Annotated in this window: 13 protein-coding genes; 6 read left to right on the top strand and 7 right to left on the bottom strand. The window is 72.3% G+C overall.

From position 1 onward, the window contains the following. Positions 1–97 precede the first annotated feature (97 nt). The gene (locus IE178_RS25860; protein WP_193513969.1) at positions 98–451 is read right to left on the bottom strand and encodes a hypothetical protein; all 354 of its coding nucleotides are present in this window, start codon (positions 449–451) and stop codon (positions 98–100) included. Positions 452–812: 361 nt separating this feature from the next. On the opposite strand from IE178_RS25860, the gene IE178_RS25855 reads away from it, so the two are divergent. Beyond that, positions 813–1874 (top strand): C40 family peptidase, encoded by a 1062-nt coding sequence (locus tag IE178_RS25855; RefSeq protein ID WP_184761070.1) that lies wholly within the window; start codon positions 813–815, stop codon positions 1872–1874. Between the two features lie 21 nt (positions 1875–1895). Here IE178_RS25855 and IE178_RS25850 read toward each other — a convergent pair whose 3' ends face one another. Next, positions 1896–2639, bottom strand: coding sequence for a LuxR C-terminal-related transcriptional regulator (locus IE178_RS25850; protein ID WP_193513968.1), 744 nt, complete (start codon positions 2637–2639; stop codon positions 1896–1898). Further along, positions 2636–3928 carry an ATP-binding protein gene (locus tag IE178_RS25845; RefSeq protein ID WP_184761068.1) on the bottom strand — a complete coding sequence of 431 codons (1293 nt, stop codon included), beginning with the start codon at positions 3926–3928 and terminating at the stop codon, positions 2636–2638. The genes IE178_RS25850 and IE178_RS25845 overlap by 4 nt, the downstream gene beginning before the upstream one ends. Before the next feature lie 179 nt (positions 3929–4107). On the opposite strand from IE178_RS25845, the gene IE178_RS25840 reads away from it, so the two are divergent. Both IE178_RS25840 and IE178_RS25835 read left to right on the top strand, forming a co-directional pair. Beyond that, on the top strand, positions 4108–5571 hold the full coding sequence (locus tag IE178_RS25840) for a PspC domain-containing protein (protein WP_193513967.1): 1464 nt from the start codon (positions 4108–4110) through the stop codon (positions 5569–5571). Next, positions 5558–5791: a hypothetical protein gene (locus tag IE178_RS25835; RefSeq protein WP_193513966.1), complete on the top strand. Its 234-nt coding sequence runs from the start codon at positions 5558–5560 to the stop codon at positions 5789–5791. The genes IE178_RS25840 and IE178_RS25835 overlap by 14 nt, the downstream gene beginning before the upstream one ends. A 6-nt stretch (positions 5792–5797) precedes the next feature. On the opposite strand, the gene IE178_RS25830 is transcribed toward IE178_RS25835, so the two are convergent. Continuing rightward, a complete protein-coding gene (locus tag IE178_RS25830) occupies positions 5798–6328 on the bottom strand; it encodes a DoxX family membrane protein (protein ID WP_184761065.1) in 531 nt (176 codons plus the stop codon). Between the two features lie 453 nt (positions 6329–6781). Beyond that, the gene (locus IE178_RS25825; protein WP_193513965.1) at positions 6782–8062 is read right to left on the bottom strand and encodes a hypothetical protein; all 1281 of its coding nucleotides are present in this window, start codon (positions 8060–8062) and stop codon (positions 6782–6784) included. A gap of 335 nt (positions 8063–8397) precedes the next feature. Here IE178_RS25825 and IE178_RS25820 point away from each other — a divergent pair, with 335 nt between their 5' ends. Continuing rightward, positions 8398–8871 (top strand): pyridoxamine 5'-phosphate oxidase family protein, encoded by a 474-nt coding sequence (locus tag IE178_RS25820; RefSeq protein ID WP_193513964.1) that lies wholly within the window; start codon positions 8398–8400, stop codon positions 8869–8871. A gap of 9 nt (positions 8872–8880) precedes the next feature. Here IE178_RS25820 and guaA read toward each other — a convergent pair whose 3' ends face one another. Next, the gene (gene guaA, locus IE178_RS25815; protein WP_184761062.1) at positions 8881–10461 is read right to left on the bottom strand and encodes a glutamine-hydrolyzing GMP synthase; all 1581 of its coding nucleotides are present in this window, start codon (positions 10459–10461) and stop codon (positions 8881–8883) included. 479 nt (positions 10462–10940) lie between these two features. On the opposite strand from guaA, the gene IE178_RS25810 reads away from it, so the two are divergent. Further along, on the top strand, positions 10941–11237 hold the full coding sequence (locus IE178_RS25810; protein WP_184761061.1) for a chorismate mutase: 297 nt from the start codon (positions 10941–10943) through the stop codon (positions 11235–11237). A 435-nt stretch (positions 11238–11672) separates the two neighbouring features. Here IE178_RS25810 and IE178_RS25805 read toward each other — a convergent pair whose 3' ends face one another. After that, positions 11673–12887, bottom strand: coding sequence for a hypothetical protein (locus IE178_RS25805; protein WP_193513963.1), 1215 nt, complete (start codon positions 12885–12887; stop codon positions 11673–11675). Between the two features lie 314 nt (positions 12888–13201). Here IE178_RS25805 and IE178_RS25800 point away from each other — a divergent pair, with 314 nt between their 5' ends. Next, the gene (locus tag IE178_RS25800; RefSeq protein ID WP_193513962.1) at positions 13202–14260 is read left to right on the top strand and encodes an LAETG motif-containing sortase-dependent surface protein; all 1059 of its coding nucleotides are present in this window, start codon (positions 13202–13204) and stop codon (positions 14258–14260) included. Positions 14261–14403 lie beyond the last annotated feature (143 nt).

Below are 14403 nucleotides of genomic sequence, written 5' to 3'. Positions count from 1 at the left end.
CCGGCCTTCGGGACGAGGGGCAGAGGGACAGGCACGGGGTCAGGACCGAGGTCGGGGACGGGACCGGGACGGGGTCGGGAACGGGGACCGGGACGGGTCAGGTCCACAGCACCGCGATGAAGATGTTCGCCGTGGTCAGCAGGCCGACCAGGCCGAACATGCCCTTGTCGGCCTTCTCCTCGTCCCGCTTCACATAGACCAGGCCGAGGATCACGATCAGCAGGGCCAGCTTCACGCCGATCTTGAGGTTGTCGACGGGCTGGTCGTCGGCCTGGTTGAGGCCGACCAGGATCACACCGGTGACCAGCATCGTCAGCGCGCCGTGCAGCATCGCGGGGCTGAAGCGGGCGGTGCCCTCGCCCATCGCCTTCATCTGGGTGAGGAAGCCGCCGAGCAGCGACGCGATGCCGATGATGTGGAGACCGACGAAGAGGTGGATGAGTACGTCCATGAGGCCGGAGCCTAGCCATGCGCACCCCATAGCACTCCGGCGCCCTCATCCTTCCCTCCTTCACCACATCGGTCATCGCCCTGCCCGAAGGCGACGGAGCGGGAACGGGATCACGGTCACGTGCGGTCACCCGTCGGTCCGCTCGCACCAGTTCCGCACAACCCGTTACCGGGGCCGCGCGGCCGGACCTAGCGTCCTCCACCAGGTGACCGGCTCTCCACGCCGCCCGGACCGGGGGCGGCGACCGGCCACCACCGCCGAGAAGGTCCGGCGGCGGACGGCTCCCCCTGTGCACCCCCGCCGCCGGACCGCCGGACGGCGATCCGCTCCCGGGCGGACATCGGAAAGGACGGGAGTCAGGGTGGCAGCGCACCGCAGGTACCGACAGCGCTGGGCGGGCGGCACCAAGGCCCGCACGGCCGCCACCATCGCCCTCGCCGGCGCGGCCACCGCGACCGGCCTCGACGGGTCGGGACACGCCGCACCACAGCCGACACCGGACCAGGTCAGAGCCGACGTCGCCAAGCTCTACCAGGAGGCGGAGGCAGCCACCGAGAAGTACAACGGCGCGAAGGAGAAGGCGGAGTCGGCCCGGCGGCGGCTGGGCGCTCTGCAGGACGAGCGGGCCCGCAGGCAGGAGCGGCTCGACTCCGCCCGCGCCGCGCTGGGTTCGGCCGCGGCGGCGCAGTACCGCGGTGGTGGCCTGGACCCTGCCCTGCAACTCGTCCTGTCCGAGGACCCGGACGGCTACCTGGACGGCGCCGCCCTCGCCGAACGGGCGGGCAGCCGTCAGCGGGCGGCGGTGGGGCGCGTACGCGCACAGCTGCGGGAGATCGAGCAGCTGCGGGGCGCCGCGCGCATCGAGGTGAACAACCTGACGTCCCGTCGCGCCGATCTGAAACGCCACAGGGACACGATCACCGGCAAGCTGACGGCCGCCCGCCGGCTGCTGTCCCGGCTGCCACCCGACCAACGCGCGGGGCGCACCGACGGCACCGACCACGCCTCACGCCCGTCGACGGACCTCCGGGACGGCCTGACGGCTCCCGGCTCCGTCACCTCCCTGGCCCCCGGTGCACGCGCCGCGCAGGCCGTCTCCTACGCCTACCAGAAGCTCGGCAGCCCCTACGTCTGGGGCGCGACCGGGCCCGACGCCTTCGACTGCTCGGGTCTCGTCCAGGCCGCGTACCGCTCCGCCGGGGTCTCCCTGCCCCGCACGACCTACGCCCAGATCGCCGCCGGCCGCCGCATCCCCCGCTCCGAGCTGCTCCCGGGCGACCTGGTCTTCTTCTACTCCGGCATCAGCCACGTCGGCCTCTACGTCGGCGACGGCCGGATGATCCACGCCCCCAACCCCTCGGCCCCCGTGCGCCTGGCCCCCCTCGACGAGATGCCGTTCGCGGGCGCCACGCGCGTGGGCTGAGCGGCCCCGGCGGGCCCCGGCTCACACCAGTCGTCGTGCCGTCGCCCAGCGGGTCAGTTCGTGGCGGTTGGACAGCTGGAGCTTGCGCAGCACCGCCGAGACATGGGACTCGACCGTCTTCACGGAGATGAACAACTGCTTGGCGATCTCCTTGTACGCGTATCCCCGGGCGATCAGCCGCAGCACCTCCCGCTCGCGCTGGGTGAGGCGGTCGAGGTCCTCGTCGGCCGGCGGGGCGTCGGTCGAGGCGAAGGCGTCCAGGACGAAGCCGGCCAGACGCGGCGAGAAGACCGCGTCTCCCTCCTGGACCCGGAAGATCGAGTCGACCAGGTCGGTCCCGGTGATCGTCTTGGTCACGTATCCGCGGGCACCGCCCCGGATCACACCGATCACGTCCTCCGCCGCGTCCGACACGGACAGGGCCAGGAAACGGACCGGCCGCTCGGTGTCGCCCATCAACGGGGCGCAGCGGCGCAGCACTTCGACGCCACCGCCACCGGGCAGGTGCACATCGAGCAGGACCACCTCGGGCCGGGTCGCGGTGATCACTGTGACCGCCTGGTCGACGTCGGCGGCCTCGCCGACCACCTCGACACCCGTCTGCTCGGTCTGCCCGATCTCCGCCTGGACGCCCGTGCGGAACATGCGGTGATCGTCGACGAGGACGACGCGCGCATGACGCCGGCCGTCGCCGCCCGCCGGCGCCGCGGACTCGGCCCCCTGTGCCGGTCCCGTCGTTCCGTTCGCCTCGGTCGGCTCGCTCATGACGTCTTCTCCGCCCTCTCCATCTCCAGCTCGACCTCCGTGCCGCCGTCGGGCACCGCGCGCAGCCGCGCCGTGCCGCCGTTGCGCTCCATGCGGCCGATGATCGATTCTCTGACGCCCATGCGGTCGGCGGGTATCGAGTCGAGATCGAAGCCGGGGCCGCGGTCCCGGACGGACACGAAGACCGTCTGTCCCTCGACTTCGGCGTAGACCTGAACCGCGCCTCCCTCGCCACCGTACTTGGCGGCGTTGACCATCGCTTCACGCGCGGCCTGCATCTGCGCGCCGATTCTCTCGTCGAGCGGGCAGTCGCCCACGACGACGACCTCGATGGGGACGCCGTGCTTGTCCTCCACCTCGGCGGCGTTGCGCCTCACGGCCTCGGCGAGGGTGGTGGGCTCGTCGTCCTCGTCCTTTCCGTTGCCCTCCGGTTTGTAGAGCCAGGCGCGCAGGTCGCGCTCCTGGGCCCGGGCCAGGCGGCGCACCTCGCCCGCGTTGTCCGCGTTGCGCTGGATCAGGGTGAGGGTGTGCAGCACCGAGTCGTGGACGTGGGCGGCGACCTCCGCGCGTTCCTGGGCCCGGATGCGCATCAGGCGCTCCTCGGAGAGGTCCTGTGTCATGCGCACGAGGTAGGGGCCGGCGAGGAGTGTGATGCCGACGAGGACCGCGAGGGCGGCCTGGAGCACCGAGCCGAGGTGGCTGCCGGAGCCCCTCAGGACGAAGATGCCCGAGGCGCCCGCCGTCACCAGCAGCACGCCGGCCACGGCCCGCAGCAGCGTGACCGTGCGGCGGCGACGGCCGACCTCCATCCAGCGGGCCCGGCGGGCGTTGTCCGCCTGCCGCCAGACCAGGGCGACACCCGCACCGACCAGCACGGTCGGCCAGAGATAGGCCCTGGCCCCGTTGCTCAGGTTCACACTGCCGACGAAGATCATGGCCACCACGACCATGAGGAGCAGGGCGACGATCTGGCCCTTGTCCGGTCTCCGGGTGACGAGTCTGCGCCGGCCGTCCGGCGCGGACTCGGTCGTCACCAGCGAGGGCGGCTTCTGCGCGTCCACGCCGCCGACACCCAGCGGTACGAAGAACCAGAACGCGGCATACAGCAGCGCACCGAGACCGTCGGCCATGAACAGGCCGACGAAGACGAGACGCACCCAGATCACGGGCAGCCCGAGATGCCCCGCGAGGCCCCGCGCCACGCCACCGAGCCAGCGTCCGTCACTGCTGCGGTAGAGCTTGCGCGGCGGCCGCGGCTCGGCGACTGGCGCTGCTGCGGCTTCCGACATGCCCACGATGGTCACACGCCCGAGGTGCCGGAGCATCAGGGTCTGCCCCGGAGACTCCCCTGATCTCCGCGGCCCGGGCCCCTCGAACGCTCCCCCGGCCCCGCTCAGGGACCGATATCAGGGTCCGGCCAGGGTCATGCCGACTGCCGCCACGGCGGCTCGCCCGTCACCATGGACTCATGACCGATCACCAGCACGCCGCGACGGGTCCGGGACCCGGCTCCGGCCCGCGCGCCTCCGAGGGCAGCGGGCCGCAGGATGCCGCGCCCGCCGCGGACTCGGCGCGCGCGCACGGGCGCGCAGGCGCGCACAAGGAGGGGGGAGCGACCGCCCCGCCGCCGGAGCCGGCCGGCGAGTCGGGCCTGACGGACGCCGGCCACCGTTTCCGGCGCGACCGCCGGCACAAGATGCTGGGCGGGGTGTGCGCCGGGCTGGGCCGGCAGTGCGACATGGACCCGGTGATCTTCCGGATCACGCTCGCGGTCCTGTCCGCCACCGGCGGCATCGGCCTCATCTTCTACGGCTTCGCCTGGCTCTTCGTCCCGTACGACGACGAGGAGGAGAACGAGATCCGCAGGCTGCTGACCGGCCGGGTCGACGGCCACACCCTGACGGCGGTGCTGTTCGCGCTGGTCGGCTGCGGCGTCTTCCTCACCATGCTGAGCAACGACGGCGTGCTGAGCTTCGCCGTCATACTGTCCCTGCTGCTCGCCGGCGCCGGGTACTGGTCACGGCGGCGCGGCGCCCCCAGCCCCGACCACATCGCCGCCCAGGCCGTCGCCGACGCTCCGCCGGAGCCCCAGGCGCCGCCGGTCCCCTCCGCCTTCCCCTCGTGGTGGCGCGATCCCATCGTCAAGGACGGCACGCACATCGGCGGCACGGGCTATCTGTGGGGTCCCCGGGACTCCCGCGACACGGACGTCGCCGCCGCCGTCAACATCAGCCTCGGCGCCCACCCCGGGACCGGCGACCACACCTACGGACCGCGTCCCCGGTCCCCGAAGCCGCGCGGCCCTCTCCGGATCGGCGGCTGGATCTTCCTGCTCGCCCTGCTCGCGGGCGGTCTGGGCACAGGCCTGACCTGGGAGACACAGCCCCTGGGCACCAGTCTGCAGACGGGTCTCGCCTGCGCGCTGGCCGTCTTCGGCGTCGGCGTGGCCGTCTCCGCGTTCCTCGGCCGCACCGGGGCGGGATCGATCGTCCTGGCGGTCCTCACGGCGGGCCTGCTCGCCGGCTCGGCCGCCGTACCCAAGGACATCGGCACCGACTGGACGCGCACGACCTGGGAGCCCGCCTCGGTCGCTCAGGTACGCCCGGCCTACGAGCTGGGCACGGGCAACGGCGTCCTGGACCTGTCCGCGATACGCGTCCCCGGGGACGGGACCGTTTCGGCGCGGGCCGATGTCGGCGTGGGCCGGATCCACGTGATCGTGCCCAGGGACGTGACCGTGAAGCTGAGCATCGACGTGGGGGTGGGCGACATCCAGTTGCCGGGCGACGAGCAGAAGGACGTGGACGTGGCACTGGGCAAGCACAAGGACGTGACCCTGGAACCGCCCACCGGCGTCGAGGAGGCGGGCACGCTCGACCTCGAACTCCAGGTCGGCGTGGGACAGGCGGAGGTGAGCCGTGCTACGTCATGAGTTCCAGCCCGGCAGGCTGGTCGCCGGCATCGTCCTCACCCTGACCGCGGTGATCTACGCAGGCGACGCGGGCGGCGCCTGGGAAACGCCGTGGTTCGTGGTGATCCCCGTCGTCACGGGCGGCCTCTGCCTGGCCGGCGCGGTGGGTTTCCTGACCCGCCTCATACGCCGCCGCCGGACGAGGCCCCGGGAGACCGGAGCGGCGGACGCACCGGCCTGACGCGAGCTACCGGTACTCCCCCGTCCGCTGCCGCCGCCGCGCTCGGAGGGCGGCGTCCACGGACAACAGGGGAGCCCCGGCCAGCACCAGTGGGATCCACCCCATGAGGTACGGGAGGTCATTGCCGTAGTAGTACGGATCGGCGGCCCAGCTCACGGTCAGCCACAGGCTGAGGGAGATCAACGCACCGCCCAGGGCGGCCAGACGGGTGAGCAGGCCGAGCAGGGTGCCGATCCCGACGGCCAACTCACCGAAGGCGATGGCGTACCCGAACCCCACCGGGCTCTCCAACGCCATGTCGACCAGCGCGGGAAGGGCGGAGGAGTCGCGGACGCCCCGCATCATGTCCCCGATCGACCCGGCCCCGGAGTCCTTCATGAACGCGCTGTCCGTGAGCTTGTCGAGGCCTGCGTAGAGGAAGGTGACCCCGAGGAAGATCCGCAGAGGGACCAGGGCGTAGCGGGCGGCGGTGTCCCGCCGGCCTCTGTGGCCGTCGGAGTAGGGGGAGTACGTGTCCGCGCGCATACCGTGAGTCATCGCTGCCTGCCGCCTCTCACCGCCGTACCGAACCCTCCTCAACAGTCCATACGTACGACGATCGGTCCCGGCTCAACCCTGACCGCGGGGTTTTTCTTCGGGGGCTCGCATCCCCGCGCGCGGGGGAGCGGCCGGGGGGTGGTTGCGCAGCCCGGCGCTTACGGGGTGCCGCCGCGCCCACCCTCCCCCACTCTCGGCTTCGCTCGAGCGGGGGGACCCGCATCGCCCCAGGCGGCACGCATGCCCGCAGGTGCGCAGGCTGCCGCGTACGGCGTGAACGGGGCGGGGGTGTCCGCCCGCAGTGGCCGGCGCGCCCGCACCCCCCGCTTCTCACGTGGCCCACATCCCCGCGGGTCAGCAGGCCCAGGTGCAGACCACGCCCCTTTCCGCGCCAGTCCGAGGACGGACACCCCCGACCCGGCCCCGACCCACCCACCACCCACAGGCGCCGCGTTACTCCATCACATCGATCGCGTACCGATTCGTCTCCACGCCCGCCGCGGTGACGACCTGCACCTCCACCCGCCCCGGCTCGACCTCCGCCGGAACAGGCACCGTCAGCAGGGCATCCGTCGGGTTGTCGAACCCGCCCCTCACCGGCACCAGCGGCACGTGCACGTTCACCGCCCCCACGCGCACCACCATCCGCGACAGCCGATCCGCCCCCTGCGCCCCCACCGGCACGAACCCGGCCCCGCGGATCTCGATGTCGTCGCCGGTCCGGATGGGCGCGTCCAGATCACCGGCCTCCCGCGCCCGCACCACCGAAAGGATCACCGGACGCCCGCCCTCCGCGTACTTCCCCGCGAGATACGTCGCCGCCGACACCAGCACCACCACCGCGAGTCCCCACGGCAGATCCGGCAACTGGTCCGGCCGCCGGGCCAACCGCACCGCCGCGAACACCAGAGCGACCCCGCTGATCACGACGTACTGGATGTCTGCGAAGTTCCCCCGCCCCGCGTCGTCGGTCAGCAGGTCCGCCGCCCTGGGCCGGGACGCGCGTACCTTCTGCAGCCGCTGCCCCTGCACCCGCAGGCCGACCACCCGACGCACCAGCACAGCGATCCCGCACACCACGGCCAGCACCGTCACCACACCGGCGCCGCGGGCGAGCTCCAGCCCGGCGATCAGCGCGTCACGCTCCCGGTGCCCGGAGGCGGCCGCCAGCTGCCCCACCAGCACGAGCACCGCGAACGCCAGGAACAGCACCCACGCGGCGGCCACCGCACGGGACGTGGAGAGGCGGTTGTCCTCCCCGATCACCGGCGCCAGCGCACCCCCGCGCGCCCGGTGGAACCACGACGCGGCGGTCAGCGCGCCGGCCACCACCAGCGCGGCCACCAACCCGGTGGAACGCGCGGCGGTCCAGCCCGCGCCGATCGCCGTGAGCGCCTGCCCGAGGAGCAGCAGAACGACCCCCGCCCACACGACGACCGCGGTCCGCCGCCACAGCCGCACCAGCCACGCCGCGCCCTCGGCCCTGCCCCGTTCGGCGACGGCCTCCGCGGCCTGCGTCAACTCCTCCGAGACCCACTGCCGGGAGGCGGAGGCCGAGTGGGCCACGGCGGCCGGCACGCCGTGCCCGGCCGCGAACTCGTCCCGCTTCAGCAGGAACGCCGCGACCGCGCGCCGATGCCCCTCACGCACCCCGTGCGGACAGTCCCCGCAGGTACAGCCGCCCTCGTGCGGGCCCGCATCCGCGCCGCCCTGCCTCGCCTCCTGCACCGCCACGCCCGAAGCCCGCCTTCCCCACCATCACAAACCCATGACCACTGCCGACGACCACCACGCAACTCCCGGGTGACGACAGCGAATTGTGCCCTACCCCATGCCCTCCCCGTCCGGCAGGCCCAGTCATCCCGAGTGAATTCCGGGGCGCCGAGTTGACCCTGCCCCGGCTCGGTCCGCCGCGGCTCAGCCCGGCCCGGCAGAACCGCCTGGCGCAGCGAAAGCGGTGCGGGCCGACAAGCACGACAACCGTGCCCCGGCCCACCCCCACTGCTCCATCCGGAGGACACGGCGGATACCCGACACGAGCTGTCCGGTATCCGCGCCACACTCGGCCCATGAACACGAACTGGGAGGCCTTCGCCGCGGCCGAGCCCGATCTCGCGAAGACCGTCGAGGCGCGCTTCGCCGCGTACACCCACCACATCCTCGCGACCCTGCGCAAGGACGGCTCACCGCGTACCACCGGCCTGGAGGTGCGGTTCCTGAACGGCGAACTGTGGCTCGGCATGATGCCGAACTCGCTCAAGGCGCTCGACCTGCGCCGTGACCCGCGCTTCGCGCTCCAGGCGAACCCCGGCGAGGGGACGGGCATGGGCGGCGGCGACGTCCGGATCAGCGGGCGGGCGATCGAGGTCGAGGACGCGGAGACCAGGGCCAAGTACGCCGAAGAGGTGGAACCGCCGGAGCCGTTCCACCTCTTCCGCACCGAGCTGACGGAGGTCGTGCGGACCTGCGTCGAGGACGACACGTACCTCGTCGTCCAGGTCTGGAAGCCCGGAGAGCCGGTGCGCTCTCTCAAACGGACGTGACCGTCGGGACTACTCCCACTCGATGGTGCCCGGCGGCTTGGAGGTGACGTCCAGGACGACGCGGTTGACGTCGCGCACCTCGTTGGTGATGCGGGTCGAGATCTTCGCGAGGACGTCGTACGGCAGCCGCGACCAGTCGGCGGTCATGGCGTCCTCGCTGGAGACCGGGCGCAGCACGATCGGGTGGCCGTAGGTCCGGCCGTCGCCCTGGACACCGACCGACCGCACGTCGGCGAGCAGGACCACCGGGCACTGCCAGATGTCCCGGTCGAGACCGGCCGCGGTCAGCTCCTCACGGGCGATGGCGTCCGCGTCGCGCAGCAGGTCGAGCCGTTCCTTGGTCACCTCGCCGACGATGCGGATGCCGAGGCCCGGGCCGGGGAACGGCTGGCGCTGGACGATCTCCTCGGGCAGGCCGAGTTCCTGGCCGACCATCCGGACCTCGTCCTTGAACAGCTGGCGCAGCGGTTCGATCAGCTGGAACTCGAGGTCCTCGGGGAGCCCGCCCACATTGTGGTGGGACTTGATGTTGGCGGTGCCGGTGCCGCCACCGGACTCGACGACGTCCGGGTAGAGCGTGCCCTGCACCAGGAACTCCACCGCCGGACCCTCGTCGGCGATGATCTCGGCCTGGGCCTGCTCGAAGACCCGGATGAACTCGCGGCCGATGATCTTCCGCTTCTCCTCGGGGTCCGAGACGCCCTTGAGTGCGGTCAGGAACCGCTCCTCCGCGTCCACGACCTTCAGCTGTACGCCGGTCGCGGCCACGAAGTCCTTCTCGACCTGCTCGGTCTCGCCCTTGCGCATCAGTCCGTGGTCGACGTACACGCAGGTCAGCTGGGAGCCGATGGCCTTCTGGACGAGGGCGGCGGCGACGGCGGAGTCCACGCCGCCGGACAGACCGCAGATGGCACGCCGGTCGCCGACCTGCTCGCGGATCGCGGCGACCTGCTCCTCGATGACATTGCCGGTGGTCCAGTCGGGGGTCAGGCCCGCGCCCCGGTACAGGAAGTGCTCCAGCACCTGCTGCCCGTGCGTGGAGTGCATCACCTCGGGGTGGTACTGGACGCCGTAGAGCTTCTTGTCGTCGTTCTCGAACGCGGCGACCGGGACGACGTCCGTGGAGGCCGTGACGGTGAAGCCCTCGGGGGCGGCGGAGCAGGCGTCGCCGTGCGACATCCAGACCGCCTGCTCGTCCGGGGTGCCCTCGAAGAGGGTGGAGGACGCCTTGGAGACGTGCAGCTCCGTACGGCCGTACTCACGGGCGCCGGTGTTGTCCACCTGGCCGCCCAGGCTCTGCGCCATGAGCTGGAAGCCGTAGCACATGCCGAAGACGGGGACGCCGGCCTCGAAGATCTCGCGGTCGAGGCGGGGGGCACCCTCCTCGTACACGGACGAGGGGCCGCCGGAGAGGATGATCGCCGCGGGGTTCTTGGCGAGGATCTCCGCGACCGGCATGGTGCTCGGCACGATCTCGCTGTAGACCCGCGCCTCGCGGACGCGACGGGCGATGAGCTGGGCGTACTGCGCGCCGAAATCGACGACCAGGACGGTGTCGGGCGCGTTGGCAGCGGGAGACGCTGATGACACGAGGTGCCTTCCGGCGGTGGGGCGGGGGTCTTGTGCCTCCCGATTCTACCGAGACGGCGACGGCACACGTCGCGGACCGAGGCAGGCACCGGGCAGGGGCCGCGCAGGGGGCCGCACGAGAGCCGCGCAGGGGGCCGCACGAGAGCCGCGCAGGGACGTCCGTCCCAGCCCCTCCCAGGCCACGTCCCCGGCACGTCCCGAAAAAGCCCGCCCCCTACCCCCCGCCCCCACCCCCGTCTCACCATGCGATCCGTGTTGGACGGCGGCGGCCGGCCGGGCATACTGGCCCCATGTTCACGCACCCGACCTTCCTCTTTACCTATGGCAACCGGCCCACCGGCTGCCATGGTCGTGCTGCTTGAGCAACTGACAAGCGACTTCCCAGGCGCCCCGGGCCGACAAGGTCCGGGGCGCCTGGCGTTTCATCCGGATCTTGCCGCTCCGGGGCACCGCACCCACCACCCACGAGGAGCCCCGACATGACCGCCACCACGACGGAGTCGACCGAGAAGACCGGTGCCCGCACCACCGAGGCCGCCGAGCTGATCACCGGCGCCCGCGAGCGGATCGACGCGCTCGACGACCGGATCATCGGCCTGGTGCAGGAACGGATGGCCGTATCGGCCGTCATCCAGAAGGAACGGATCGTCTCCGGCGGGCGCCGCGTGAACCTCTCCCGCGAGATGGAGATCCTCGCCCACTACAGGGACGCGCTGGGCAGGCCCGGCACCGCGCTCGCGATGACCCTGCTGGAGCTGTGCCGCGGCAAGATCTGAATCCGCGTTCCCGGCACTGACGTACGCATCGCCTCTCACCCGTACGGCGCGTGACCGGCACGGCGACCGCTCCGTTGGTACCGGTGTCCGTGTCAGCCAGGGGCGGGCCCGAGAGAACCACGCGTGGCTCGCCGGAGCGATGAGACGTACGGATCATGCCGTACGTCGTGGGACCTCGCTCCGGACACGTGACCGGACAGCAGGGGACAGCAGCCCGGTCACCGAGATGCGGCCGGCCCCGGGACGCCCGGGGCCGGCCGGCAGACCCTCACCGGACCGGTCCGGCCCACAGACCAGCGACGCTACCCCCGGCGCCGTTCCCCAGGCACCGACGCTGCCCTGACGTCGGTGCTGACGAGAGTTAGAACCCAAGCTCCGCCCCGCGGGGCCCTTCGCATGCCGTCGCCCGCCGGACGTACTCACACCCCTCACCCCTCAGGTGCGGGTCACGACGCCGCACTCGCCGTCGTCCTCGGCGCCCGTCAGCTCCCTGCTGCGGTCGTAGGGATCGCGCGCCTCCCCGGACGGCTCGGGGCCGGTCCGCCGGTCGGCGAAGAACTGCGGACGGATCACGCCGTCGCCCTCCCGGCAGTCGTCGTTGGATATCTCGCTGTCGGTGGCGGCGACCCAGATGTGCCCCTCCCCGGCCCGGAAACGGGCCGGATCCACGGCTTCCACCTCGATCGACCGGCGAACGACGGCCCGGGTCACCTCGTCACCGGCGTCATCACCGCCGGCGCGGGCCACCGCGTACACGAAGGTGTAGTCGGCCTTGACCACGGCCTTCCCGGCGGTTGCGCGCCGGGCCTCGACCGTCATGTGGCCACGCACGCGTACGTCACCCACGAGTTCGACCTCGTCGGGATCGAAACGGGTGAACGTCCACACCGGGTCGTTCTTCACCGTGGGCTCGCGCAGCCCGACGCGCAGGTCGGCGAGGTAGTCCTTCTCCGCGGGGTCCACGAGGTCCAGCGCCTTCGTCGGCCGGGCGCCCTTGAGCACCGCCGGATCGAGGTTCGAGGCGACCAGGAATTCCTTCGTCCCCTTCAGCGCCTCCTCGATCCGGGCGGCCGGGACCCCGTTGACGGCCTTCGCCTCGGGCAGCCGGATGGCATCAGCTCCCGACTCCCACCGCGCGGCCGGGGATCCGGCGAACGGCTTGCCGCGGGTGGGGACGTCGGCCGGGGCGGCGGACGGCGCGGTGCCGGGGCGGGCGGTCTCGGGGGCGAGCGGCGCGTCGGACGCCGCCTGCGCCCCGCCCGACGGGCCGGACCCCTCGCCGAGGCCGCCGGGCAGCCAGGACAGCGCGGCGGACGGATTGACGGCGACCACGGCCAGTGCCGCCGCCAGCACCACGCCCACCGCGCTCCAGACCCGGCGTCGCCGCGAACCGCGGCCGTCCCTGTCCTGCCATGCGGGACCGGTACGCCATCCCTCGGGCGGGGAGGGCTGCGCGGGAGCGCTCTTCCTGCGCCCACGACGTTTCCCGCCCCCGCCCGTCCCGGCAGCCCGCGCCTCGTCCATGGTCCGCAGCCGCTCGGTCACCATGCGCGCCCGGGCGGACGGCTCCTTGGGAGCGGAAGCCCGGATGTCACGCTCACTGTCCTGGACGAACTTCTCCCACACGTCGTCCGGGATGGACGACGACATCGGGGAGGAGTCCGGCGCGGGATCCGGCGCGTGCTCCGGTCTGGGCTCGGGTTCTTGGGACGGCTGCTCGGCCACGGCGTCGGCGGGCTCTCTCTCAGGGACGGATGTCGGCGGCTGAGCGTACGTCAGAGATCATCACCACCCGCAAGTGATCCAGCTCACATAAGAATCACGTGAAGATCGGGACAACCATTCAGCGGCTTCGTGGATCAAACCCACCGGAAACACGGGCCACACCCGCGCCCCACACGCGGAGGCCTCCCGCACTCGTTCGTGCCGCGACCACGCGGCACACCGAACCACCCGAGGTCTTCATGAAGCTTCGCCGTGCCCTGGCCGCTGCGGCCGCGACGGCCGTCATAGCGCCGCTCGCCCTGCTCTCGGCCCCGGCAGCGTTCGCGACCGGCGAAGAGACGCCGAACTCGTCGACGAGCAGCCCGTCAACCGACGCGAGCACCCCGACCGACGGCACGAGCTCCCCCGCGACGGACGCGAGCGACCCCAGCGAGGCTTCGAGCGCGCCCGCGGACGACGCGAGCAGCCCGTCAACCGACGCGAGCACCCCGGCCGACGACACGAGCTCCCCCGCCACCGGCGCCAGCACGCCGGCCACGGACACGAGCTCGCCGGCCGCCTCTCCGTCGCCGAGCGCCAGTGAGAGCGCCCCGGCGGAGGACGACCCCGAACTCTGCGTCGACGAAGAGGGCAACAGCACCGCCGGGCTCAGCACCGAACTGCGCAGCGGTCTGTCGGGGCTGCCCGACACGATCGTCGCCGGCAGCGGCTGGAAGGCGTTCTCGTTCAACGTGTCCAACCGCGGCGACGAGGAGATCAAGAACATCAAGCCGCTGATCGGCGTCGCGGCCATCGGCTGGAACGAGAAGGACTACTCCGGCCGGATCACGGTCCAGGCCTTCGACAAGGCCACCGGGCAGTGGAACACGCTCGCGGACACCGCGGGTGAGGGCGGTACGTTCGCGGCGTTCTCGCTCGGTGCCGGGCAGTCGGTCTCGTACCAGCTGCGGTTGAGCGTCGACGGCAAGGTGCCCGAGGCCCTCGGCCTCACCGGCGGTCTCGCCGAGTACGCGGACGCCGAAGGCTGCTGGCTGGCCGACGACCCCAACGGCTGGATCTACTTCTTCGACATCCTGGCCGCCGGCTCCGAGGCGGGTAAGCCGAACGACGCCAAGCCGCAGACCGGTGGCATGGCCGAACTCGACGACGTGAACGACGTCAAGGTCACCGGCAGCCTCGCCGAGACCGGTTCCAACTCCGCTCTCCCGATGATCGGGCTGGTCGGCGGTGCCGCCGTCGTGGCCGGTGCGGGTGCGGTGTTCGTGGTGCGCCGGCGCAAGGCCAGTGCGGAGGCGTAACCACGCCTGACCGCGCCGCGCGCGGCACCCCACAGGACAAGGGAAGAGGACCTGGGCTCGGAGGGGGGCACAGGTCCTCTTCCCTTGTTTCCTTGTCGCTTGTCGTTTTCCTCGTCCGTCTCCCTGTCCGTCTCCCCGTCCGC

Origin of the sequence: Streptomyces griseoloalbus (assembly GCA_014650015.1) — a bacterium.
GTDB classification, from domain to species: Bacteria; Actinomycetota; Actinomycetes; order Streptomycetales; family Streptomycetaceae; genus Streptomyces; species Streptomyces griseoloalbus.
The sequence above is the reverse complement of the archived record's forward strand: the minus strand, read 5'-3'. Positions and strand labels throughout refer to the sequence as shown.

Bases quoted from the DNA above. Each gene is read 5' to 3' on its own strand.
- IE178_RS25820 (WP_193513964.1), top strand. From the start codon at position 8,398: ATGAACACGAACTGGGAGGCCTTCGCCGCGGCCGAGCCCGATCTCGCG.
- IE178_RS25805 (WP_193513963.1), bottom strand. From the start codon at position 12,887: ATGTCGTCGTCCATCCCGGACGACGTGTGGGAGAAGTTCGTCCAGGAC.
- IE178_RS25850 (WP_193513968.1), bottom strand. From the start codon at position 2,639: ATGAGCGAGCCGACCGAGGCGAACGGAACGACGGGACCGGCACAGGGG.
- IE178_RS25800 (WP_193513962.1), top strand. From the start codon at position 13,202: ATGAAGCTTCGCCGTGCCCTGGCCGCTGCGGCCGCGACGGCCGTCATA.
- IE178_RS25810 (WP_184761061.1), top strand. From the start codon at position 10,941: ATGACCGCCACCACGACGGAGTCGACCGAGAAGACCGGTGCCCGCACC.
- IE178_RS25860 (WP_193513969.1), bottom strand. From the start codon at position 451: ATGGACGTACTCATCCACCTCTTCGTCGGTCTCCACATCATCGGCATC.
- IE178_RS25840 (WP_193513967.1), top strand. From the start codon at position 4,108: ATGACCGATCACCAGCACGCCGCGACGGGTCCGGGACCCGGCTCCGGC.
- IE178_RS25845 (WP_184761068.1), bottom strand. From the start codon at position 3,928: ATGTCGGAAGCCGCAGCAGCGCCAGTCGCCGAGCCGCGGCCGCCGCGC.
- IE178_RS25830 (WP_184761065.1), bottom strand. From the start codon at position 6,328: ATGACTCACGGTATGCGCGCGGACACGTACTCCCCCTACTCCGACGGC.